We start from the raw sequence: 22,724 nt of genomic DNA, 5'->3' as shown, positions 1-22,724 counted from the left end.
ATGTCTTTGTCCACGGTGAATGCCCTTCTTGCCCAGGCCCTGCCCGGCGCCGGACTGCCCGCTGTTTCCCTCAATGCCTCGGGCATGGCCGAAATTACGGTGCGCGGTCTTGCCGTCGCGCTTGAGTACAGGGAGGCGGAGCAACGGCTTGTGCTCTATTGCAGCCTGGGACGGCTGCCCGCCGATGCCTCGTCCGGTCTCTGCGAATTTCTGCTGGAAACTAGCCTGTTCGGCGCCAGACTGGGGGGAGGCCATCTGGGCCTCTATCCCCCCACACGGACACTGCTGTTTTCCGTCAGCCTTGCAGAAGCTGATCTGACACCAGCCCGCCTTGGCAATGCCCTGCAACGCTTTGCGGAACAGGCGGCCAGCCTGATTGCCGATGTGGAACAACACCTGACAGAGCAGCGTGATACAAGCGACATGGCATCATTTGCCGGAACCATGCTCTGGGTGTGATTCCTGGATGCGGGCCTGCGGAGCCGCCGGAATCTCCCGGCAGACCTCACCCGGCGCGACCGGTGCGGAAGCGGCCAGCGGGAGCTGCCAATACTTTGAACTGCTGCGCCAGGAGCAGGAAGAATACAGAGTTTTTGACGGAAATGATATCGTGGCAGATATGACCCGCTTTCACAGTACACACTTCTTGCCGGGCGTCTCCGCAAATACCGATGGGAACAACATGGTGTCATGTGATGGGAACGGCAATCCCGCCCTGTATGTGAAACGCTTTTCGGAAAATTACGCCAGCATGAAAACAGAAGCGGGAAACAGTCACGGCAAGGTCTTTGAGGATGACGGCAACCGGGTCTGGATATGGGATGTTGTGGCGCCGAAATGCTTGCAGCTCAGGGAAAGATTCTTGCAGGGCAAGAGCTGGTAGGTGCTGCTGTTTGCCACAAGGGAGTTTTTGGCCTGACGGCAACGCTGGCAGGTTGTTCCCCCCCAAAAAAAGCCGGCACGGTCTCCGCTGCGGGAGGCCGTGCCGGCATGCGTCAGGTCAGGGGAGCAGGCTAGCCGGCCCGCTTCACAAGGTCTTCGTACAGGGCGTCATTCAGGTCGATGCCGTCGCGCAGGTGCTGCTGGCGCAGAGCGAGGCGGCGCGAGCCGGACAGGCGCACGCCGTCCTGGCCCAGCATATGGGCGCACAGTTCTTCCAGGTGCGCGCCAAAGCCGGCGTTGATGCGGGCAGGGGCAATGAGGATGCCCGACTGGCCGATGGCCGGGGCCGGACCGTCCGCCGTAAAGAAGGAGCTGGCCTGGAAGGCGTAGTTGGCGCCGGGCAGGGCCGCGGCCAGAATTTCCACCATCATGGCCAGGGCGGCGCCCTTGGCATCGCCCACGGGGATCATGGTGCCCTTCATGGCAGCCTCGGGGTCCGTGGTGGGCTTGCCCTGGGCGTCCAGCGCCCAGCCTTCGGGGATGGGCTTGCCCTGCTGTCTGGCGTTCATGATCTTGCCGCGGGCCACCTTGCTCAGGGACATGTCCACCACGATGGGGTCCTTGCCGTCACGGGGGCAGCCGAAGGCAATGGGATTGGTGCCGAAGGAGGCCCGGCAGCCGTTCCACGGAGCCATGGCCGCCGGCGTATTGGAAAAGATCAGGGCCAGAAAGCCCTTGCGGGCAGCTTCTTCGGCATAGAGGCCCAGCACGCCGCAGTGATGGGAATTATGCACGCCAAAGAAGGCAATGCCCATGTCCTGCGCTTCTTCCATGGCCGCATGCAGGGCCTTTTCCATGGCAGGGAAGGCATAGCCGTAGCCGGCATCCACCATGACGGTGGCCGGCGTGGGGCGGGTGACCACGGGGGTGGCATCGGCCTTGACCTTGCCGGTGCGGGCCTGGTCCACATAGAAGGGAATGCGCGAAAAACCGTGCGAGGGCATGCCGTCCAGTTCCGCCCGTACCAGGGCATCCACTACGCAGTGCGTGGTGGCGTCGGGCACACCAGCCTTGCGGAAGACATCCTCACCCAGTTTGCGCAGATTTTCTACAGTCAGATGCATGTTACGCCTCCAGCGCTTCAATAACTTTCTGTGCGATGAGCGAACTCACGCGCTTGTTGGATTCGCGGGTAACGCCGCCGATATGGGCCGTCATGTAGCAGTTGGGCGCCTTGCCGATGGCCGTATCGGCGGGCATGGGTTCCTTTTCGTACACGTCCAGCATGGCGCCGCCCAGCTGACCGCTGGTCAGGGCGGCGGCCAGGGCGTCATCGTCAATGACACCGCCGCGCGAGCTGTTGATGATGCAGGCTCCCTTCTTCATGAGGGCCAGGCGTTCCGCACTCATGAGATGGCGGGTATCGGGCGTCAGCGGCACATGCAGGGTCACGAAATCCGCCACGGGCAGCAGGTCTTCCAGGGTGCTGCGGCAGACGTTGTATTCCTTCCAGCTCGGATGATCGGCGGGCAGGAAGGGGTCATAGGCCACGAGTTTCATGCCGAAGGCCTGCGCACGGCGGGCCACTTCGTGGGCAATGCCACCAAAGCCCACAATACCCAGGGTCTTTTCGTAAATTTCTCCGCCGATCATGCTGTTGCGGGGCCAGAGGCCGCCGGCCACTTCGGCGCTGCGGGTATAGCAGCCGCGGGCCATCATGAGCAGGCCGGCCATGACGTATTCGGCCACGGAAACATTGTTGGCGCCCGTGGCCGGGATGACCGTGATCTGGCGTGCCTTGCACTGATCCAGGGCGATATTGTCAAGGCCCACGCCCAGGCGGCCCACCACGCGCAGCTTGCCGGCAGCAGCCAGCAGGGCGTCCCGGACCTGCGTCCGGTTGCGGACGATGAGGGCGTCGCAGTCCTTCACTTCGTCGGCAAGTCTGGCGGCGTCATCCACCAGGGTGGCATCATACACCACGGAATAGCGCTTTTGCAGTTCCGTAACAGCGCCTTCATCCATGAATTCGGAAATAACGACTTTCGTCATGGGAATCTCCTTTACAGCTGTATGAAAAAGGATCCGGACCTGTGAAGGGTCCGTAGGCATCAGAAGGCGGTATGGTCACCATACCGGAACCCGAAAATCCGGCCGGGAAAGGGTCCCGGCCGGAAGGCGGGCAAACTGCGTGTCAGTGTTGTCCGTGCATGGCGCACTGCCCTAGAACAGCAGGCCCACCGGCGTAGGCACATTGAGCAGATTGGTGAAGCACAGCCAGATGAGCAGGCAGAAAATGACGGCAAAGAGCACGGCCATGAGCAGGCGTACCGGCAGCGGGCGCTTGCTGTCTCTGCCGCTGAGAATGAGCGTGATGGGGATGATGTAGATGCAGGTGGCCGAATAGAAGCCCAGCACGTTGATAAGCACGGCATAGACAAGGGCGGCAATGGTGATCTGCACCACCCCCTTCCAGGCCACCGGTTCGTCATCGCCACGGGCAGCCGCCTTGCGGCTGCGGCGCAGCAGCCCCTTGATCACGAAGTACAGACCACCGAGGCCGATAAGACTGGTAAGGACTTCGGGGAAGATGGCGCTGACGCCGGAAAGCCCTTCGTACTGCAAACCAAAGGCCGCGGCAATGCCTATGCAGGCCAGACCGGCCAGCAGATCGCACCACCAGGGCTGTCCGGCGGGTTCGGCCGGTGTACGGCCCTCGGCCAGGAGCTTTTGGCGATTCTTGCGGTTCTTGCGCAGCAGCATGATGGGCGTCAGCAGGGAAAGGCACAGGGCCAGGATGAGGACCTTGTTGATGCTGCCTTCCAGCATGACCTGGGGCAGACCGCCGCTGACGGCCCGGGACAGGTCAAAGCACTTGCCCAGGTTTTCCTCGATCATGGGACCAAGAATGACGCCCAGGGCCATGGCGCCCGTGTCCAGATTCACCTTGCCGGCAAAGAAGCCGAAAAGGCCGAAGACAAAAACCACCCAGATATCCAGCGGACTGTTGCTGATGGCATAGGCGCCGATATAGGCCAGCACCACAATGGCAATGGCCACCAGGGTCAGGCGGATGCTGAGCAGGCGGGCCATGCAGCGGCAGAGCACAAAGCCCACGGGAATCATGAGCAGGTTGACGACAAACTGGGAGAAAATGAAGGTATAGGCCAGCTCGCCGGTGGCGGTGAAGATCTTGAATCCGGGCTGGATGCCGTGGGCCATGAGGGCGCCCAGGATGACCGCCGCCACGGCACTGCCGGGGATGCCCAGGGTCAGCATGGGAATGAGCGAACCGCCGATGACGGCATTATTGGCACTTTCCGAGGCGGCGACGCCATCGATGCAGCCCTTGCCGTACTGGTCGGGGTTCTTGGACCAGCGCTTGGCCTCGTTGTAGGAAATGATGGACGCAATTTCACCGCCGGCCCCGGGCAGCATGCCTACTCCGGTGCCGATGATGGAGGAACGTACCAGATTGACCTTGCATTTGCTGGCCAGATAGCGGATCACCCGCAGAAAGTTGCCCTTCTGCGGTTTGTATTCTGCAATATAGGTCTTGTTGGTGCCGATGAGGTAGAGCACCTGGGAGAAGGAGAACAGACCGATCATGCAGGGGATGACGGAAATCCCCTGAATGAGGGAATAGGTGCCGAAGGTGAAGCGGGGCGATCCCGTATTGGGGTCCAGACCGATGGTGGAAACCAGCAGACCGATGGCCCCGGACAGGATGCCCTTGCCCATATTGTCCGGCGTCATGACCGCAATGGTGGACAGACCGAACAGGCAGAGCCAGAAGTTTTCAGGTCCGCCGAACTGCAGAGCAAAGCGGGCCAGCGAGGCCGCCAGACAGAGCAGAAAGATGGTCCCCACGATGCCGCCGAAGGCCGAGGACAGTAGCGAGGTATACAGGCCCACATCCGCCTGCCCCTTCTGGGTCAGTGGCCAGCCGTCAAAGGTGGTGGCCACGGAAGAGGGCGTGCCGGGCGTGCAGATGAGAATGGCGGAATTGGCGCCGCCATAGATGGCCCCGGCGTAGATGGCCCCCAGCATGACCAGGCCGCTGGTGGGGTGCATGACAAAGGTGGCGGGAACCATGAGGGCCACGCCCATGGTGGCGGAAAGGCCCGGCAGCGCACCGATGATGATGCCGCCGGTAAGGCCCAGCAGCATGAGAACAATGTTGAACGGATCTATAAGATTGAGCAGGGAGGGAACAAGAAATTCAGTCATGGCAGCCTCGAGCGTCTGTCGTCAGGTGAAAATGCCGTGCCTCTTGCAAGGCACGGCATGTATTTCTTGTTATACAGGGTACGACTACTTTCTCTTCAGCAGACCTTCTTCCTGCAGATAGGTCTTGATGATGCCGTCCTGCTTGTCGATATAGGCCTTGAGGGCATCGGCATCCAGGTATTCGGCAGGCTGGCCGGCCTTCTTCATGTCGGCCAGGTATTCGGGATCTTCACAGATCTTCTTGAAGATGGCGCGAAGTTCCTTGAGGATTGCGGGGTCCACACCCTTGGGCGCGGCAAAGAGGCGGCGGATGTCAGACACGATGTCGATGCCGTCTTCCCGCAGGGTGGGCACCTTGGGCAGGAAGTCGTTGCGCTTTTCGGCGGCCACATTGAGAATGCGGAATTCGTCGATGGAGCGCATCACGTCATTGATGTTGCCCAGAATGAAGTCGATTTCCCCGCCGAGCAGGGCGGCATTCTGGTCAGCAGCGCCCTTGTAGAACACGGGCGACAGCTTGACGTCAGGCAGCTTGCGCTGCATTTCCAGGTACATGAGGTGATGACCGGACAGCGGCCCCACCAGACCCACGCGCAGCTTGCCGGGATTCTTCCTGGCATAGTCCAGGATTTCGTGGGTGGTCTTGAAGGGGCTGTCCTTGCGCACGGCAATGCACTGCGGGTCATTGACCACCTGGCAGATGTAGTCAAAGCTGTCCGAAGTAAAGCGGGCATCCTGACCGTAGTACTGCAGGATCATGTGCGGCAGGTTCAGGCCGCCGATGGTGTAGCCGTCCTTGCGGGCATTGGCTATTTCGGTGAAGCCGATGATGCCGCCAGCACCGGGCTTGTACACAAACACCCAGGGCTTGGGCGCATACTTGTCCCAGTATTTCTGCATGATGCGGGCCTGCACATCACTGGAACCACCGGCCGTGAAGGCAATGATCATGTTGACGGGCTTGTCGGGATAGGCAAGGGCATTGCCGCCCGCCGAGACGCCCATCAGGAACAGGAAGACAACGAGCCAAATGAAACGCTTCATGGAAACCTCCAATGTTGTTGCCAGCCATGGTCACAAACCAACCATACCCCGGAGGATACGGTAGTCCCTGCAATATCTCAAGGGGAAAAATGCCGTAATCACTGAAAAATATAAAAAATCCCGGCTGGTTTGGGCACGTCGGGCTGCGCAATCTGCCGGAAGGGCAGCCGGATGGCCAGTCAAGGAGCGAAGGCCGGAATATGCGGGAACGGGCAATGACGGAAGCCGGCATGCGGAAGGAACATGCCGGCTGTTGCTGCCGGGGAGATGTCGCAGGAGGCCCGGCTTCTCCCCTCTGGTGGCGGGATCAGTGCCTGCGCTGGAGTCTGTCCCGCAGGATGATGGCCGCCAGATTCATGCCCAGCACCAGCAGAATGAGGACCAGGCCCGTGCCGTACTGCAGGGGGCGGGTTTTTTCGATGTCCGTGCCGGCCGTGGCCAGCACGTACATGTGATAGGGCAGAGCCATGACGGCGCTGAATACCGAGTCCGGGGTCTTGGGCGTGGAAAAGACGGCCGCCGTGAACATGATGGCCGCGGTTTCGCCGGCGGCACGCGCCACCCCCAGGATGGCGCCGGTGAGCATGCCCGGCAGGGCGCAGGGCAGCACAACCCGCAGAATGGTCTGAAAGCGGGCCGCCCCCAGGGCCAGCGATGCCTCGCGATAGGTGGCGGGCACGGCGCGCAGGGCTTCCTCTGCCGTATTGATGATGACGGGCAGGGTCAGCACGGCCAGGGTCAGCACCCCGGAAAGAATGCACACGCCAAAGCCGCAGAAGGTGACAAAGAAGGACAGGCCGAAGAGGCCGAAAACCACGGAGGGCACGCCCGCCAGATTGTTGACGCCCAGGCGCACGTAGCCTGCCAGGCGGGACCTGCCGGCGTATTCGTGCAGATAGACGGCGCTGAGCACGCCCAGCGGAAAGGCCAGCAGCAGGGACCCCAGGGACAGGATGGCCGTGCCCATGATGCAGGGCAGGATGCCGCCCTCGGTCATCATCCTGCGGGGAGGCTCGGTGAGAAATTCCCAGGACAGGGCCGGCAGGCCCTGCACGACGAGGAAGACGCAGATGCCCACCAGAATGAGCACATTGGCCGCGGCCACCAGGCGCAGCATGCCGAACATGGCCTTTTCGGTGAGGCGGCGGCGAAGGGCGGATGCCCGCATGACGGCGAGATTTTCAGGGGAAAGGGAAGACATGGCGGCTCCTGTATTCCGATCTAGAGGCTGGAGGAACCCGCCTGCCGGTGCTTTTCGGCAATGCGGGAGGCAATGACGTTGAAGGCCAGCGTCAGGAAGAACAGCACAATGCCGATGGCGAAAAGGGCATGGTAATGGTCGCTGCGGAAGGGGGCTTCGGCCATTTCGGCGGCAATGGAAGCCGGCATGGGCCGGACGGGGTCCAGCAGCGACGTGGGAATGATGCCGGCGCCGCCGGCGGTCATGAGCACCACCATGGTTTCCCCTATGGCGCGGGACATGCCCAGCATGACGGCCGTGCCGATGCCGGAAAGGGCGGCAGGCACCGTGACCCGGCAGATGGTCTGCCAGCGGGTGGCCCCCATGGCCAGCGAGGCTTCGCGCAGGGTGCGGGGCACGGCGTGCAGGGCATCCTCGGAAACGGAACAGATGGTGGGCACGCTCATGATGGCCAGCACCAGCGAGGCATTGAGCAGATTGAGGCCCGTGGCGGCGCCCAGGGTTTCCTGCAGGAAGGGCGCCAGTACCACCATGCCCAGAAAGCCCAGGACCACCGAGGGCAGGGCGGCCAGCAGTTCCACAAAGGGCTTGACGATGCGGCGCACCATGGCGGGGGCTACCTCATTGAGGTAGATGGCGGTGAGCACGCCCAGCGGTACCGCCAGCAGCGAGGACAGGGCCGTGACGGCCAGCGAGGCCACAATAAGCGGCAGGATGCCGAAAAGTCCGGGATCTTCCGTGGGGTACCAGAGCGAACCGAAGAGAAAATCCGTGAGCGAGTAGTGAGCAAAGAGCGGCAGGCCCTCCAGAAAGAGAAAGAAGACAATGCCCGCAAGGGCAAGCAGGGAACTTCCTGCCACAAGGGCAACCGTACCGCGAAAGCATTTTTCCTTGGTGGCTATCAGCATAGGTGCTCCGGTTTTGCCGGGGATGGCGGAGCAGCACGCTCCGCCCGGCAAGGGAGATACGGGGAATGCCTCCGGACCCTGCCGGGCGGTCTGGCCGCACCGGCCGGCGGCCCCCCTGCCAATGGGGGGCGCTCCACGGGGCTTCCTGACGGGAACAGTACGGGCCGGGGCCGTGCCCCGACCCCCTCTGCCCTTTTCAGCCTAGCGGCTCAGCGGTACGTAGCCCACGGCCAGCACGTCCTTCTGTCCCTTGTCGGCAGCCAGCAGGTAGTCCACCAGCTGCTTCACGCCGCCCTTGGGGGCGCCGTCGGTGACCACGTAGAGTTCACGGGCGATGGGCCATTCCTTGCTCAGGGCCGTCTTGGCCGTGGCGGAAACGTTGTTGACCGTGAGGCCCTTCACGCTCTTGTCCAGATAGCCCAGGCCCACATAGGCGATGGCATTGGGGTTCTTGGAAACGGCCTGCACCACAGCGCCGTTGGATGCCTGCATGAGCGCAGAGGGAGCCACGCGGACCTTGCCCATGACCAGTTCCTGCCAGCATTCAAAGGTGCCGGAGGAGGTATCGCGGCTGATGACCACGATTTTGGCGTCCTTGCCGCCCAGGTCCTTCCAGTTGGTGATCTTGCCGGCATAGATGTCGGCAAGCTGGGCCACACTGAGGTTGCTTACCGGATTCTGGGGGTGCACCACGGGCACGATGGCGTCAACGGCAATGGCCGTGGTCACCGGGGAAACGCCGTTTTTCTTGGCAGCGGTCATTTCCTTGTCCTTGACGTGGCGGGAACTCATGGCCACATCGCACTGCTTTTCCAGTAGGGCCTTGATGCCGTTGCCCGAACCGCCGCCGGAAATGGTGAGGTGCATGTCGGGATGCGCCGCCATGAAGGATTCGCCGGCCTTCTGCATGACGGGCAGCACGGTGGTGGATCCGTTGATGACAATATCCTGCGCCCTGGCAGGCACAGCGAGGCAGCACACAGTGGCCAGCGCGGCCAGAACCTTACCGAAAGACATGGTCTTTTTCTCCTTGATGTCAGGTGTTTTGCGCGGGGGAACGTCCCTTGCGCAAGGCTCTTTTGCGCTGCCAGTGTTACGGATTTGCGTCACGCCGGCGACACTCTGGCGACAGGAAGAAATTCTTTTGCCTGCCGGCGGCAGGCTGACAACAGGGGAAAACAGGGGTCTGCTGCGCTTGTCACCATATCGTAACATACCCATCATCGTTATGGCGCACAGCGGGGATTGACTGTGCCCACGCAAGGAGGCTGATTGTGGCAACCATTCTGGTGGTAGAGGACGAGGCCGATATCCGGGAGCTGGTACGTTTCCATCTGGAGCGCGAAGGCTATGCCGTGCTGGAGGCTGCCGACGGGCCGGAGGGCCTGGAAAAGGCGCAGACGGCGCTGCCGCAGTGCGTCATTCTGGATGTGATGCTGCCGGGCATGGATGGGTTTGAGGTCTGCCGCCGGCTGCTTTCCGGAGCCAGCACGGCACAGATTCCTGTGCTGCTGCTGACGGCCCGCGGCGAAGAGGTGGACCGCGTGGTGGGCCTGAGCCTGGGGGCGGACGACTATGTGGTCAAGCCCTTCAGCGTGCGGGAGCTGATGCTGCGGGTCAAGGCCATCCTGCGCCGCACGGAACAGGGGCAGCGTGCCCCATCCCTGAGCCGCAACGGCATTGTGCTGGACGGGGTGGCCCATACGGTGAGCGTGGATGGCGCCATGGTCAATCTGACGGCCACGGAATTCCGCCTGCTGGAAGACCTCATGCGGCATCCGGGGGCGGTGCGCACCCGCGAGCAGCTGCTCAATACGGTATGGGGCTACAGCTTTGAAGGCTATGCCCGCACGGTGGATACCCATGTGCGGCGCCTGCGTCAGAAGCTGGGAGCCAGGGCGGACATGGTGGAAACGGTGCGCGGGGTAGGCTATCGCCTGCATGCCTGACGGCACGCTGGAAGGGACCTTCGGGTCCGGGTAAACGGAGTCTGGTGGAATGATGAAGCGTTTCTGGTCGTCCTTTCGGTTTCGGGTGTTCTGCGCAGTGCTGACCGTGGCGCTGACCTCGGGCATCCTGGGCTTGTTTTCCGTCCGCCTGTTTCTGGAGGACCGGCAGCTGGAAGATTTCCGCACTGTCATGATGCGCCATACGCAGCTTGCGGCTGCCCTTCTGGATGAAAGCCCGGACCTGGCACGGGGCATGGCACGGGTGGAACAAAGTTTCGGCAACTGGCCCATGCGCTGTTCCGTGGTGGATGCGCAGGGCAGGGTGCTGCTGGAAAGTTCCCACGGGCTGACGCCTGAAAGCATGGACAATCACAGTGACCGCCCGGAAATGCGCGAGGCGGCGACTTCGGGGTCCGGCTTTGCCATCCGGCACAGCGGTACCCTGGGGCAGGACTTTGCCTATGCCGCCAGCGCCCTGAGCGACGGGCGCATCCTGCGTCTTGCCCTGCCGCTGCCCGTCCTGCGGGACGCCATCAATACCCGGCTGGCGGTACTCTCTCAGGTGGCGGCTGTGGCCGCTGTGGTGGCCATTGTCATGGCCGTCCTTTTTTCCGGCGCCTTGCGACGTTCCCTGCGTTCCATGATTGATATGGTGGAGGCCATTTCCCTGGGCAATTTCCAGCGGCGCCTCTGCCGTTTGCCGGGGCAGGAATTCGCGCCCCTGGTGGAGGCTGTCAACCGCATGGCCGGCAATATCGAACGCGAGGTGCGCCACTCGGCGGATCAGGCGGCCCAGCTGGAAGCGGTGCTGGATACCATGAGCGACGGCGTGCTGGTGCTGGGGCCGCAAGGGCAGATACGGCGCTGCAATACGGCGCTGTCCCAGTTCTTTCCCCTGGTAAGCCAGAAGCTGGGCGCTCAGGTCATCGAGGCCATCCCCCATCCGGCCATGCAGGAAGCGGTGGACAGCCTGCTGGCCGTCAGGGCGGACAGCGCTGAACGGGAATGGCAGCGCCAGCTCATGCTGGAACTGCCCTCCGGGGTCAGTCTGGCGGTGGTGCTGTCACGCTCCGGGCTGGCCGAGGACAGGCTGGGCCTGGTGGCGGTCTTTCATGACGTGAGCGCCTTTGTGCGCCTGGAGCGCGTGCGGCGGGACTTTGTGGCCAATGTCTCCCATGAGCTGCGCACGCCGCTGACGGCCATACAGGGATCGGCCGAAACCCTGCTGGAACTCAGCGAAACGCCGCAGGCCCGCCGCTTTGCCGAAATCATCCACAAGCATGCCTGTGCCCTGGCCCGCATGGTGGAGGATCTGCTGCAACTGACCCGGCTGGATGCGGCCTCGTCCATACCACTGGAGGCTGTGGACGTGCCGCCTGTGCTGGAACAGGTGCGGGACCAGTGCCGCAGTGCGCTGGAGGCCCGCCACCTGACGCTGGTCTCGCACGTGCCCCCAGCGTGTCAGGTCCGGGCCAATGCCCGCCTGCTCATGCAGGTGCTCCGTAATCTGGTGGAAAATGCCTGCCGTTATGCCCCCGCTGACAGCGCCATCCGTGTTTTTGCACAGCAGGAGGACGGAAAGTGGCGCTTCCGGGTGGTGGATGACGGCCCCGGCATTCCGGCGGCGGATCAGAGCCGCATCTTTGAACGCTTCTATCAGGTGGAACGGCATCGCAGCCAGGGCGGAACCGGGCTGGGGCTGGCCATCTGCAAGCATGCCGTGGAGCAGTGCGGCGGAACCATCGGCGTCCGCAGCCCTGCGCCGGACGGCAGCACATCCTTTGAATTCACGCTGGCCTGTGCCGGAGAAACGGCCTCTGCCGAGGAAGAAAACGCATGAACCCCAGTCTTTCGGCCCGCAAGATCAATGTTTTTTATGGCAAGAATCATGCCCTGCATGATGTGGACCTGGATTTTTACGCCGGCAAGGTAACGGCTCTCATCGGCCCGTCCGGCTGTGGCAAGTCCACCTTTCTGCGCTGCCTCAACCGCATGAACGATCTGGTGCCCAATGCCCGCGTGGAGGGCAGCATCATGCTGGACGGGCAGGATGTGAACCGGCCCGCCACCGATGTGGTGGCCCTGCGCCGCCGGGTGGGCATGGTCTTTCAGAAACCCAACCCCTTTCCCAAGAGCATTTTTGAGAATGTGGCTTATGGCCTGCGCGTCAACGGCATCTCCGACCGCCGGCTCATTGAGGAAAAGGTGGAAACCTCCCTGCGGCGGGCAGCCCTCTTTGACGAGGTGCGGGACCGTCTGGACGATTCGGCCCTGGGCCTGTCCGGCGGACAGCAGCAGCGCCTGTGCATTGCCCGTGCGCTGGCCGTGGAGCCTGACGTGCTGCTCATGGACGAACCGGCCAGCGCCCTGGACCCCATTGCCACGCGCAAGCTGGAGGACAGTATCCAGGAACTGCGCGATGGTCTGACCATCATCATCGTGACCCACAGCATGCAGCAGGCGGCGCGCATTTCTGACGAAACGGCCTTTTTCTACATGGGACGGCTCATCGAGCATGGCCCCACCGACACCATCTTCACCCGGCCGAGCCAGAAACAGACCGAAGACTATATTACCGGCCGCTTCGGTTAGGTCGCATACCCGGCAGCAGAAGGAATATTGCCATGAAACAGGAAAAACAGTTTCCCGGTCAGGCCATTGCAGGGCTGCGTACCCGCCTGCTGGTCATGTTTGCCACGGTGGGCATTGCCCTTGACGAGAGCTTTCGCGCCCTTGACGAAACCACGCCGGCCCGTGCGGCAGCGGTCATTGACGGGGATACGGCCATTGATGAGCTGGAAGACGAGATTGACGAACAGGCCCTGTGCGTGCTGGCCCGGATTCAGCCCGTGGCCCGCGATCTGCGCTTTGTGGTGGGCGCCATGCGCATGGTGGGTGACCTGGAACGCATGGGGGACGAGGCCGTGAACATTGCCGAGCAGGCCATCCTGCTTCAGGACCTGGGCCAGCACCCCGCCATGCTGGAGGAGCTGCGGGAAATGATGGCCCGGACCCGCGCGGCCTTTGCCCTGGCCGAGGGCGCCTTTCGCGACAATGACGGCAATGTGGCCCTGCGCATGCGTGACGAGGATGACGATGCCGTGCAAAGCGAGGTGCTGGTCATCCAGCGCCTTATGGAACGGCTGACCAGCACCCCCACCTGCGACCCCCACTGGGTCATGCATCTGATTCTGGTGGTACACAGCTTTTCGCGTATCTGGCGCCGGGCCGTCAACGTGGCGGCCCACGTGCACTTCATCACCCAGGGCACCAGCCTCAAGCACGGGGGCGACAGCTGCCGCTAGACGTTTTGCGCCTGGGGAAAGGGGCCGCTTTTCTCCAGGCGCTTGTTTCCCGGCATGCCGTGGTCTGGCAGGCCAGACAGACCGGCCAGACAGAGGCAAGGCGGCAGACTGGCTTGATGAGAAAAGGGCGTTCCCGCTGCGGGAACGCCCTTTTGGCGCTATGTATGGAGATAGGGAGCCGTATCCACCCCGTGCCGGATAACGCCGGGCAGCGCCGGCCGGAAACCGGGGAAGCATCAGGCGGCCGCACGGCTCGCCCTGCGCGCGCATGGCACCTGCGCCGGTGGGGCTTGTGTGCTCCCGGGTGCGTGGCGTGGCAACTAGAAGGGAACCTTGTCCATATCGCCGTCCAGCGGACGGTTGACCTCGGACGGGAAGGGGGACCCCATGTCTTCATCCGGCATGGCCTGCTGCGGGGCCTGGCGGCGGGGCGCCTGCTGGCGCGCCTGCTGGTAGCCGCCGCCCTGTCCGCCATGGCTGCGGCCGCGGGGCTGCGGCGCCTGGGAGTAGTCGTCCTCGTAGCCGCCGGCATTGTCGCCGCTGCGGTCGCTGCGGCGGTCCAAAAACTGCACGCGCTGCGCCCGGATTTCGGTGGTATAGCGATCCTGGCCGTTCTGATCCTGCCATTTGCGGGTTTGCAGGCTGCCTTCCACATAGACGAGGCTGCCCTTGCTCAGATAGTTGGCGCAGTTTTCCGCCTGGCGGGGCTGAAACACGGAAACCCGGTGCCATTCGGTGCGTTCCACCTTGTTGCCGTCGCGGTCCACGTAGGATTCGTCCGTGGCCACGCTGAGGCTGGCAATGGGGGAACCGCTCTGGGTGTAGCGCAGTTCGGGGTCCCGGCCAAGGCGGCCGATGAGCATGACTTTGTTCAGCATAGAAGGCTCCTTTTCTGTCCTGCCCGGAGGGCGGACGGCAATGGCGGCATGGCCGGTGTGGCGGCGGCTGCCATCCTAGCGGTTTCTGTTGCCGAAAAATGGCAGCCAGCGCCGGCGTGGGGCATGGCCGCCGGGCAGGACGGCATCCAGCTGGGAAAGCTGTTCCTCCAGCCTGTCGCTACAGGCATTGGCCGCAGCCGGCACATTATCTGCGCAGCTCTGGCGCAGGTCCGCCAGGGTCGCGCGCAGGGCAGCAAGCAGGTCCGCCGTCCGGGAATGTTCCGTCGCGTCGCTGCGTCGGGCGGCAGCCTCCGCCACCTGAAGCAGATCATCCAGCTGCACGGGCTGCGGGGTGTCGTTTCCTGCGGCAGGGCCAAACAGCGCGGGCCAGAGGCGGGGCAGCAGGTCCGGATTCCAGAACACGGCCACGGTTTCCAGCAGCAATACCGGCGGCCGGGCCGTTTCGGATGTCTGCCGTTCCTCTGGATTGTGCAGCAGGGCTTCCCGCTGGTCAAGGCAGTGTTCCAGCTCTCTGGCAGCGGCCTGGGCTGCCACCGTCTGCCAGGCTCCCAGGTGTTCTTCCAGGCAGAAGAGCGCCCGCAGGAGCGGACCGGCCTCGGTGAGGGAAAGGCGCAGAACCTGCGGCAGCCGGCGGGCCATATCCTGCCCGCGAAGCGGCTCGTCCGCCGCAAGGCAGCGGACGAGGCCGGGCCAGCGCTGTTGTGCGGCATCCTGCCGGGTGACCGCCTGAAGGCGTATCTGGAGCGCCTTGCCCACGGTGGTCTAGTGTTCCGTCCACTCGGTTCTGACCCGCATGATCACGTCCTGAATGGCGGGCAGCTGATCCTGCGGGCAGACGCCGATGAGCGGGGCGCCGGCATCGATATTTTCGTTATACTTGAAGTAGACGGCGTAGATGACGCCTTCCGGGCCGCTGTAGTACAGGGGCACCTCGCGCTTCATGCGTGACATGATCATGAGTTCCATGCCGTCACGCACCACCACGGAATGGCTGTCCGCCGCGCGGATTTTCTTGTCCACTTCCGGGGTGAAGTAATACTTGGCCCGTTCCGGCGCCGTGAACAGGGAAAGGGCCTTCTTGAGGATGGCGTGCTCCACCTCGTCACGGGTCAGCATGTGGCGGATGACCATGAGCGGCGTGCCCGCCTCCACAAAGTGCCCTTCCCGTTCCGCATAGATGCGGCTGATGATGCCTTTTTCCAGGGCCAGAATGGGCTTGGGGTTGTGCTCGCGTTCCAGCGTGGCCAGCAGGGTGCCGGGGCGTTCCTTCCACTGCCCCTGGGGGCCGAGCACTTCCTGCCCCTCCGTGACGCCGGCAAAGGTGACCGTGCCGGTATGCGGAGTTTTGACAACGATTTCCCGGTAGGGGGAAGCCTTTATTTCATCCAGCAAAGCGGAGATATTGATCATGGTGCGTCCTGCGGCGAGCTAGCGGTAGTAGAGATTGCGTCCGCCGATGGTCATGAGGGCCTGCTTGAGATTGGCGCGGATCTGGCGCCGGTCCCAGATGCCCTGAATGTGGCCGCGCGAAAGCGCGTGGTAGCAGCGGTGGTACTTGGGCGGAATGTCCATGCCCGTGGTTTCCTTGATGACGCCCGGCCCGGCAAAGCCGATGTTGGACGAGCGCACCGCAAACTGATAGGGCGAGCAGCCCAGGAAGCTGGCCACCGGTCCGGCAAAGGAATTGGTGTCGTACAGCACCAGGTACAGGCCGCCGGATTCCACATAGCGGCGCACGGCCACGGTGCAGCGCGGCATCTGGATGACGCCGTTGGTGCCTTCCTGAATGCGGATGCCCGCCGTGCCGTGCACATAGGCCAGGAAGGGATAGCGCTTTTTCTGGGCGCGCTGGGCAGCTTCCACAAACTTGTAGCCTTCGGCCGCGCCCACGGAGCCACCGCGGAAGGTGCCCATGAGCATGGCCACCACCACCTTGATGCCGTCAATGCGGGCTTCAAAGGTCATGCAGCCGCTCTTGGCGCCGGTCTTCTGCTGGGCCTGGGCGATGCGCTCCTCGAAGCCGGGGAAGTTCAGGGGATTGCCGGATTCGATTTCGCTGTTGAATTCATAGACGGAATCCACGTCAAAGACGTTCTTGACGTACCATTCCGGCTCCATGGGAAAGTGATGGCCGCAGTGGCTGCACACGCCCGCAAATTCCGCAAAGAGGTCCGGTCCCCAGAGGTCCAGGCAGCCGTAGGATTCGCTGTTGGGGCAGGTGATGGTGCGGTCGATCTTGTAGCGCGGGGAAAGATAGTTCCACTTGCGGCGCCGGGAATCGTCGGACCAGGTGGACAGGGCCGTGAGTTCCTGGGCCGTGGTGTCCCGCGCCTGCACGCCGGGCAGCCGCCGGGTGAGCTTGTGCCAGGGGCTGAGCAGGCGGTTCTTGAACATTTCCACTTCATTGCCCATTTCTTCCACAAAGGTGCTGATCTTGCGCTGATGCTTGCGGTAGAAATCGTACTTGAAGTGCATCCACGGCTTGCTCAGCCAGTCCTGCAGGGCCGCCATGTTCTTGGCCATGAAGGGCCGCTTGTCCTGGGCGGCTTCGCGGGAAAGGCGCAGGAATTTCAGCTGGCGCTGTTCCACCATGCGGTCCTTGGCCGTGGCATTGAGGCCCCAGCGGATGAAGCGTTCGTCCAGGTTGATGTCGGCATTGCGCACGCGGGCCACGGCCAGGCTGCGGAAGACGGGCCATTTGCGGTTGGACAGCACCACCTCGTCCGTGGCGCGCAGCACTTCCTGCCGCAGGGAGCGGAAGAAGTCGAAATGATAGGGGCGGGCGCCCAGCGGGGGTTCCTGCACAATGCGGTCAATGTAGCCAAAGGCCAGATTGTCCTGTGCCGTGATCTTGAGATTGCTGGCGCAGTGCTCGATGAGTTCGGGGGTGGCCCGCTGGCCGGCCTTGAGGCGGCCTTCGATGGCGGCCGCACCTTCGGGCGAAATGACCGAATAGTAGCCGTGGGAGAGCATGAGCCGCCGGTCTGCCAGGCCGATGGCTTCGGCGCCGCCGGAGCCGCCTTCGGAAATGACGGCAATGACAGGCACACGCAGACCGGCCATGCCGTAGATATTGCGGGCAATCTGCTGGGCCGCGCCGGGATTGTCCTCGATGGGGAAGGAGCCGGGCGTAAAGATATAGGTATGGATGGGGATGCCCTCGGTTTCGGCCACCTGCATGTAGTGCAGGGCCTTGGCATTGCCCCAGGGCTTCACGGAACCGCCGTTGCGGAATTCCGCGCCGTGGCCCTTTTCCTGCCCGATGACCATGACCGACTGGGTATAGGTCTTCTTGCCGCGGCGCCGGGTGATGATGGCGCGGGCAATGAGCATGCTGGGGTCAAGGCTGTATTCGTCCTGGCCGCCCACTTCGGTGAAGTTGTCGTAGACGTTTTCCAGGATGTCGCGCAGGCAGATGCGCTGCGGGTGCCGCACGATGCGCACCTTGTCCATGGGCGTCACGGCATTTTCCAGCCGTTTTTCCACAAAGGCAAAGAGTTCTTCCAGCGAGGAAGCCTCGCTGTAGGGGTCCTTTATCTCGTCATGCAGGGCACGACGGCTGAAGTCGGCAAGTTTTTCTTCCAGAAGTCGTATATCTTCCTCATGCTTGCCGGCAAAGATGTCGCGGGCATAGGTCAGGCGGTCGTTGAGACCCTGGATGCGTTTTTCGATACTGTTGTCCATTGCTTCTCGCACATGCCGCAATGCGGACTTTTTCGCGTGTTCGACCGCGCCGGGCGCGGTGTGGTGCGGATCAGAAACGGAGGATGCGCTCCGTATTGGCCCTGAGGAAGTTCACGTTGGACTTGAGTTCCTCTCCCGCATTGTTGCGGCCTTCCAGCTTCAGGCTGTCCAGGAAGGCCCGGCCCCGGCTTTTGACCTCTTCCAGGTCCTTGCCCCAGATGATGGCCAGGGCGAGGTTGGGGTCAAATTCCGTGGGGATTTCGTAGGGCTGGTCCGTGGGCACATGGGTAAGCATGGTGAGCCAGGGCTGGTCCTTCCACTGGAAGCGTTCAATGCGGCCCACCCACGGCGTGAAGCGGCTGTCGGGGTCTTCGGCGATGAGGCGGTATTCTATGCCCACGCCTTCAAAGACAATGTCGTCCTGCGTATAGCCCAGGGGCTGCCCCAGGCCGATGCGGATCTGCTCGGCCAGCAGGTCCACGTCCTTCACCTGGGTGCCGTCGCGGTTGATGCGGGAAATGCAGGCAGAAACGCCGTTTTCCACCTGAATGCGGGTATTCACTTCCATGAGGAAGGGTTCACCCTTGCGGGTGACGATCCATTCCCAGGTGCCCACGTTGTCATAGCCCACCTTGCGGGCCATGGTCAGGGAATAGCCCACAATGTCCGACAGGACCTTGTTGGCATCAAAGGAATAGGTGATGGGGCCGGGGGCAAAGCCCGGGGCCACTTCCACGCGCTTTTGCAGGCCGGTGGACTGGATGGAGCAGTTGCGCGTGCCGAAATGCACGGGATTGCGCCCCGAACGGTCGGACACGATCTGCACTTCCAGGTGGTTGAAGTCCATGATGCGCTGCTCGATGAGCACGCCCTCGTCCTTGAACTGGCGCATGGCATAGTTGCGGATGCGGCGGTAGACGGAGCGGAAGTTGTCGATGTCGTACACTTCCTCGATGCCCATGCCGCCACCGCCGGCCGATGCCTTGACCAGCACCAGCGGGCGCTTGATGCCCTGCTGTTCCTGAAATTCGAACACGCTGCGGGCAATGCGCTCGGCCTCCATCTCGTCATAGATGGGCCGGTCGGAACCGGGCACGGTGGGGACACCCAGGCTGCGGGCCAGGCGCTTGGTGTTGATCTTGTCGCCCAGTTCGCGGATGATCTTCCACGAGGGGCCGATGAAGATGAGCTTGCGGTCGCGCTTCATGACGCGGCGGGCAAAGCGGAAGTCCTCGGCAAAGAAGCCGTAGCCCGGATGCACGGCCGTGCAGCCGGCTTCATCGGCCACGGCCATGAGTTCGTTGGCGTCGTGATAGGACGAGACACGGTAAAGGCTTTTTTCGCCGCCCTGTTCGCGGGCCAGGCGCACATGGCCCGAGGCCGCATCTTCGGCGGTATAGATGGCGGTAAAGGCCACGCCCAGCTTGCGGCAGGCCCGCATGATGCGCATGGCAATCTCGCCGCGGTTGGCCACAAGCACCTTGTGGCTGGACAGCGGCATGGCGTAGAGGTCCTGTAGCGTTTGCAAGATGCACTCCTGCTTGGCCGCGCACGCCGCTTGAACTGCGGCGCTGGCCGGGATATGATACGCGCGCAAAAACGCCCCCGTGCCGAAGCCGGGGTCGTTCTGGCGGTAAGAGGAAAAAACACTTGGTGATTGGCGGGTATTTTATGCAAAATTCTTCAGAAGTCCAGTCTGCTGTAACTGCTTTGAAAAAAAGGCTTTCTTTGTCGGAAAAAGCGCCATTTTCCCAGGCTGCGCATGTGGGGCTGATCCTGGGCACGGGCCTTTCGGGGCTGGTGGCGGCTCTGCACGATGTGGTGCGTGTGCCCTATGCCGAGCTGCCGCATTTTCCCGTGTCCACGGTGGATTCGCATGCCGGGGTCTTTGTGCGGGGGCTTCTGGAGGGCGTGCCCGTTCTGGTGCAGCAGGGGCGCTGCCATCTGTACGAGGGCTTTTCTCCGGCCCAGGTCTGCATGGGCGTGCGGGTCATGGCCGGCATGGGGGTGGATACCCTGATCATCACCAATGCCGCCGGCGCGCTCAATCCGCAGTTTGACGCGGGCACGCTCATGTGCATGACCGACCAGATCAATTTTACGGGCCGGACGCCGCTGGCCGGTCCCAATGTGGACGAGTGGGGGCCGCGCTTTCCGGACATGAGCTGCATCTTTGATCCGGCCCTGCGTGCCCTGGCTCTGGACAGTGCGGCCCGTCTGGGCATCCGCCTGGAGCGTGGCGTCTACATCGGCGTGCACGGGCCGCAGATGGAAAGCCCGGCCGAAACGCGCATGTTCCGGCAATGGGGCGCCGATGCCGTGGGCATGAGCACCGTGCTGGAGGTGCTGGCCGCCCGGCATCTGGGCATGCGGGTGCTGGGCATTTCCTGCCTGTCCAACAAGAATCTGCCGGACTGCATGCAGCCCGCGCCGCTGGAAGAGGTCATCGCGGTGGCCAGCCGGGCCGGCCGGCAGCTGGAACGCCTGCTCATGGACATGGTGACAAAACTCTAAAAAGTGCGTACATCTTCGGCCCGCCCCGCGGGGCACGGCACCTGCGTGCCTTGTGTCCTTGCGGTTTGCGTCATGGTGACGAGACCGGAACAGCCGTTTCCGGCGGGTGCGGCCAGTTGCCACAGGGGCGCCCGGCCCCGTCATGCTGCTGCGGCAGATGCGGACCACGCCATGCGGGCGCGTTTTGTGGGCTTTCTAACGGGTATCAAGGGTTTTTTATGGAACAGAATGCTTTTCTTCGCAATGTGGCCATTATTGCTCACGTCGACCATGGCAAGACCACACTGGTGGACGCCCTCTTTCGTCAGAGCGGGGTGTTCCGCGCCGATCAGCAGGTGGATGACCGCGTCATGGACAGCATGGACCTGGAACGCGAACGCGGCATCACCATTGCCGCCAAGAACTGCGCCGTGCACTGGAAAGGCGTGAAGATCAATATTATCGACACCCCCGGCCACGCCGATTTCGGCGGCGAAGTGGAGCGTTCCCTGTCCATGGCCACCGGCGCCATCCTGCTGGTGGATGCCTCCGAGGGGCCGCTGCCGCAGACCCGCTTTGTGCTCAAGAAAACGCTGGATGCCGGCCTGCCCGTGGTGGTGGTCATCAACAAGATCGACCGCAAGGATGCCCGGACGGACGAGGTGCTCAACGAAATCTACGATCTGTTCATCGATCTGGGTGCCAATGACGAACAGCTGGAATTTCCGGTGCTCTATGCCATCGGCCGGGATGGCGTGGCCATGTATCATCTGGAAGATGAGCGCAAGGACCTGTCGCCCCTGTTCGACACCATTCTGGAGCGCATCCCCGGTCCTGTGTATGACCCGGACGAGCCGTTCCAGATGCTGGTGGCCGATCTGGACTATTCCGACTATCTGGGCCGGCTGGCCGTGGGCCGCATCATGCACGGCACGGTCTACGCCAAGGAATCCCTGGTCTGCATGGGCGAAGACGGCCAGCCCGTGCCCCTGCGCGCCACCCGTCTGCAAGTGTACGACGGCCTCAAGCTGGTGGATGTGGAAAGCGCCTGCCCCGGCGACATCGTGGTACTGGCGGGCATCGAAAACGTGACCATCGGCGACACCATCTGCACCCGCGACAATCCCCGCGCCCTGCCGCGCATCCGGGTGGACGAACCCACGGTATCCATGCGCTTCGGCATCAATACCTCGCCGCTGGCCGGCCGCGAGGGCAAGATCGTGCAGAGTCGGGCCATCCGTGACCGTCTGGCCAAGGAATGCCTGCGCAATGTGGCCGTGCGCCTGGAAGATACGGCGGACAAGGACGCCTTTCTGGTCAAGGGCCGTGGCGAATTCCAGATGGCCATCCTCATCGAGACCATGCGCCGCGAAGGCTTCGAACTTTCCGTGGGCCGGCCCGAGGTCATCCTCAAGAAGGATGAAAACGGCAAGGTTCAGGAACCCATCGAACACCTGTACGTGGACTGCGACGAAGTCTTCATGGGCGTGGTGACGGACAAGCTCAATCAGCGCAAGGGCCGCATGCTCAATTGCACCAATAACGGCACCGGCCGCGTGCGCCTGGAATTTTCCGTGCCGTCGCGCGGCCTCATCGGCTATCGGGACGAATTCCTCACCGATACCAAGGGCACGGGCATCATGAATTCCTATCTGGAAGGCTACGAGGAATGGCGCGGCGACTTCCCCACCCGCTTCACCGGCTCCATCGTGGCTGACCGCGCGGGCAATGCCGTGGCCTATGCCCTCTTCAACCTGGAGCCGCGCGGCACCCTCTTTGTGGAACCCGGCGATCCGGTCTATGAAGGCATGATCGTGGGCGAGCACAACCGCGAGAATGACATCGACGTCAATGCCACCAAGGAAAAGAAGCTCACCAACCTGCGTGCCGCCGGCAAGGACGAGAATGTCATCCTGACGCCGGTCAAGAAAATGACGCTGGAACATGCCCTGCACTTTGTGCGCGAGGACGAGCTGGTGGAAGTGACGCCCCAGTCCATCCGCCTGCGCAAGGTGGAGCTTTCCGCCCAGAAGCGCTACCAGATGGCCGGCGCGCGCAAGAAGGGCTAGGCTTCCCCGGCCTTTCGCTGGAACAGACCGCGCCAGCAGGGCCTTGCGGGTCCCTGCCGG

At 63.0% G+C, this 22,724-nt stretch carries 20 protein-coding genes; 8 read left to right on the top strand and 12 right to left on the bottom strand.

All coding sequences use genetic code 11. The annotated features are described in order from the left end of the window. Both Q0J57_RS02405 and Q0J57_RS02400 read left to right on the top strand, forming a co-directional pair. Window positions 1-459 (top strand): type III secretion system chaperone, encoded by a 459-nt coding sequence (locus Q0J57_RS02405; RefSeq protein WP_297216654.1) that lies wholly within the window; start codon window positions 1-3, stop codon window positions 457-459. 7 nt (window positions 460-466) lie between these two features. After that, on the top strand, window positions 467-883 hold the full coding sequence (locus Q0J57_RS02400) for a hypothetical protein (protein ID WP_297216652.1): 417 nt from the start codon (window positions 467-469) through the stop codon (window positions 881-883). 130 nt (window positions 884-1,013) lie between these two features. Here Q0J57_RS02400 and Q0J57_RS02395 read toward each other — a convergent pair whose 3' ends face one another. The 7 genes from Q0J57_RS02395 to Q0J57_RS02365 all read right to left on the bottom strand — a co-directional run bounded on the left by Q0J57_RS02395 (window position 1,014) and on the right by Q0J57_RS02365 (window position 9,282). Then, window positions 1,014-2,006, bottom strand: coding sequence for an Ldh family oxidoreductase (locus tag Q0J57_RS02395; RefSeq protein ID WP_297216650.1), 993 nt, complete (start codon window positions 2,004-2,006; stop codon window positions 1,014-1,016). A gap of 1 nt (window position 2,007) precedes the next feature. Then, window positions 2,008-2,934 carry a hydroxyacid dehydrogenase gene (locus Q0J57_RS02390; RefSeq protein ID WP_297216649.1) on the bottom strand — a complete coding sequence of 309 codons (927 nt, stop codon included), beginning with the start codon at window positions 2,932-2,934 and terminating at the stop codon, window positions 2,008-2,010. 171 nt (window positions 2,935-3,105) lie between these two features. Then, a complete protein-coding gene (locus tag Q0J57_RS02385; RefSeq protein ID WP_297216647.1) occupies window positions 3,106-5,112 on the bottom strand; it encodes a tripartite tricarboxylate transporter permease in 2,007 nt (668 codons plus the stop codon). Window positions 5,113-5,196: 84 nt separating this feature from the next. After that, complete coding sequence (locus tag Q0J57_RS02380; RefSeq protein WP_297216645.1) at window positions 5,197-6,156, bottom strand: tripartite tricarboxylate transporter substrate binding protein; 960 nt, start codon at window positions 6,154-6,156, stop codon at window positions 5,197-5,199. Between the two features lie 307 nt (window positions 6,157-6,463). After that, window positions 6,464-7,357 carry a phosphate ABC transporter permease PstA gene (gene pstA, locus Q0J57_RS02375; RefSeq protein ID WP_297216643.1) on the bottom strand — a complete coding sequence of 298 codons (894 nt, stop codon included), beginning with the start codon at window positions 7,355-7,357 and terminating at the stop codon, window positions 6,464-6,466. A 20-nt stretch (window positions 7,358-7,377) separates the two neighbouring features. Then, window positions 7,378-8,265 (bottom strand): phosphate ABC transporter permease subunit PstC, encoded by an 888-nt coding sequence (gene pstC, locus Q0J57_RS02370; protein WP_297216642.1) that lies wholly within the window; start codon window positions 8,263-8,265, stop codon window positions 7,378-7,380. A 201-nt stretch (window positions 8,266-8,466) separates the two neighbouring features. Then, window positions 8,467-9,282 (bottom strand): phosphate ABC transporter substrate-binding protein, encoded by an 816-nt coding sequence (locus Q0J57_RS02365; RefSeq protein ID WP_297216639.1) that lies wholly within the window; start codon window positions 9,280-9,282, stop codon window positions 8,467-8,469. A 251-nt stretch (window positions 9,283-9,533) separates the two neighbouring features. On the opposite strand from Q0J57_RS02365, the gene Q0J57_RS02360 reads away from it, so the two are divergent. The 4 genes from Q0J57_RS02360 to phoU are packed head-to-tail and all read left to right on the top strand — an operon-like array spanning window position 9,534 to window position 13,519. Next, complete coding sequence (locus tag Q0J57_RS02360) at window positions 9,534-10,214, top strand: response regulator (RefSeq protein ID WP_297216800.1); 681 nt, start codon at window positions 9,534-9,536, stop codon at window positions 10,212-10,214. 49 nt (window positions 10,215-10,263) lie between these two features. Next, window positions 10,264-12,054, top strand: a complete 1,791-nt coding sequence (locus tag Q0J57_RS02355) for an ATP-binding protein (RefSeq protein ID WP_297216636.1) — start codon at window positions 10,264-10,266, stop codon at window positions 12,052-12,054. After that, entirely contained in the window at window positions 12,051-12,806 is a 756-nt protein-coding gene (pstB, locus tag Q0J57_RS02350; RefSeq protein WP_297216633.1) for a phosphate ABC transporter ATP-binding protein PstB, read from the top strand. Before Q0J57_RS02355 ends, pstB begins: the two co-directional genes overlap by 4 nt. 32 nt (window positions 12,807-12,838) lie before the next feature. Next, window positions 12,839-13,519 carry a phosphate signaling complex protein PhoU gene (gene phoU, locus Q0J57_RS02345; protein ID WP_297216630.1) on the top strand — a complete coding sequence of 227 codons (681 nt, stop codon included), beginning with the start codon at window positions 12,839-12,841 and terminating at the stop codon, window positions 13,517-13,519. Between the two features lie 320 nt (window positions 13,520-13,839). On the opposite strand, the gene Q0J57_RS02340 is transcribed toward phoU, so the two are convergent. The 5 genes from Q0J57_RS02340 to Q0J57_RS02320 form a co-directional block, all read right to left on the bottom strand. Continuing rightward, entirely contained in the window at window positions 13,840-14,397 is a 558-nt protein-coding gene (locus Q0J57_RS02340; protein WP_297216628.1) for a single-stranded DNA-binding protein, read from the bottom strand. Between the two features lie 75 nt (window positions 14,398-14,472). Continuing rightward, window positions 14,473-15,174 (bottom strand): hypothetical protein, encoded by a 702-nt coding sequence (locus Q0J57_RS02335; protein WP_297216626.1) that lies wholly within the window; start codon window positions 15,172-15,174, stop codon window positions 14,473-14,475. Window positions 15,175-15,180: 6 nt separating this feature from the next. After that, on the bottom strand, window positions 15,181-15,828 hold the full coding sequence (locus Q0J57_RS02330; protein WP_297216623.1) for a biotin attachment protein: 648 nt from the start codon (window positions 15,826-15,828) through the stop codon (window positions 15,181-15,183). Window positions 15,829-15,846: 18 nt separating this feature from the next. Next, a complete protein-coding gene (locus Q0J57_RS02325) occupies window positions 15,847-18,102 on the bottom strand; it encodes a carboxyl transferase domain-containing protein (RefSeq protein ID WP_297216621.1) in 2,256 nt (751 codons plus the stop codon). 70 nt (window positions 18,103-18,172) lie between these two features. Next, window positions 18,173-19,603 carry a biotin carboxylase N-terminal domain-containing protein gene (locus Q0J57_RS02320; RefSeq protein WP_297216797.1) on the bottom strand — a complete coding sequence of 477 codons (1,431 nt, stop codon included), beginning with the start codon at window positions 19,601-19,603 and terminating at the stop codon, window positions 18,173-18,175. A gap of 170 nt (window positions 19,604-19,773) precedes the next feature. On the opposite strand from Q0J57_RS02320, the gene Q0J57_RS02315 reads away from it, so the two are divergent. Together Q0J57_RS02315 and typA are read left to right on the top strand one after the other, a co-directional pair. After that, window positions 19,774-20,616: a purine-nucleoside phosphorylase gene (locus Q0J57_RS02315; RefSeq protein WP_297216618.1), complete on the top strand. Its 843-nt coding sequence runs from the start codon at window positions 19,774-19,776 to the stop codon at window positions 20,614-20,616. A 218-nt stretch (window positions 20,617-20,834) separates the two neighbouring features. Further along, window positions 20,835-22,664 (top strand): translational GTPase TypA, encoded by a 1,830-nt coding sequence (gene typA, locus Q0J57_RS02310; RefSeq protein ID WP_297216615.1) that lies wholly within the window; start codon window positions 20,835-20,837, stop codon window positions 22,662-22,664. The last annotated feature ends 60 nt before the right edge of the window (window positions 22,665-22,724 follow it).

Source organism: uncultured Desulfovibrio sp. (assembly GCF_944324505.1).
GTDB lineage: Bacteria > Desulfobacterota > Desulfovibrionia > Desulfovibrionales > Desulfovibrionaceae > Desulfovibrio.
The sequence above is the reverse complement of the archived record's forward strand: the minus strand, read 5'-3'. Positions and strand labels throughout refer to the sequence as shown.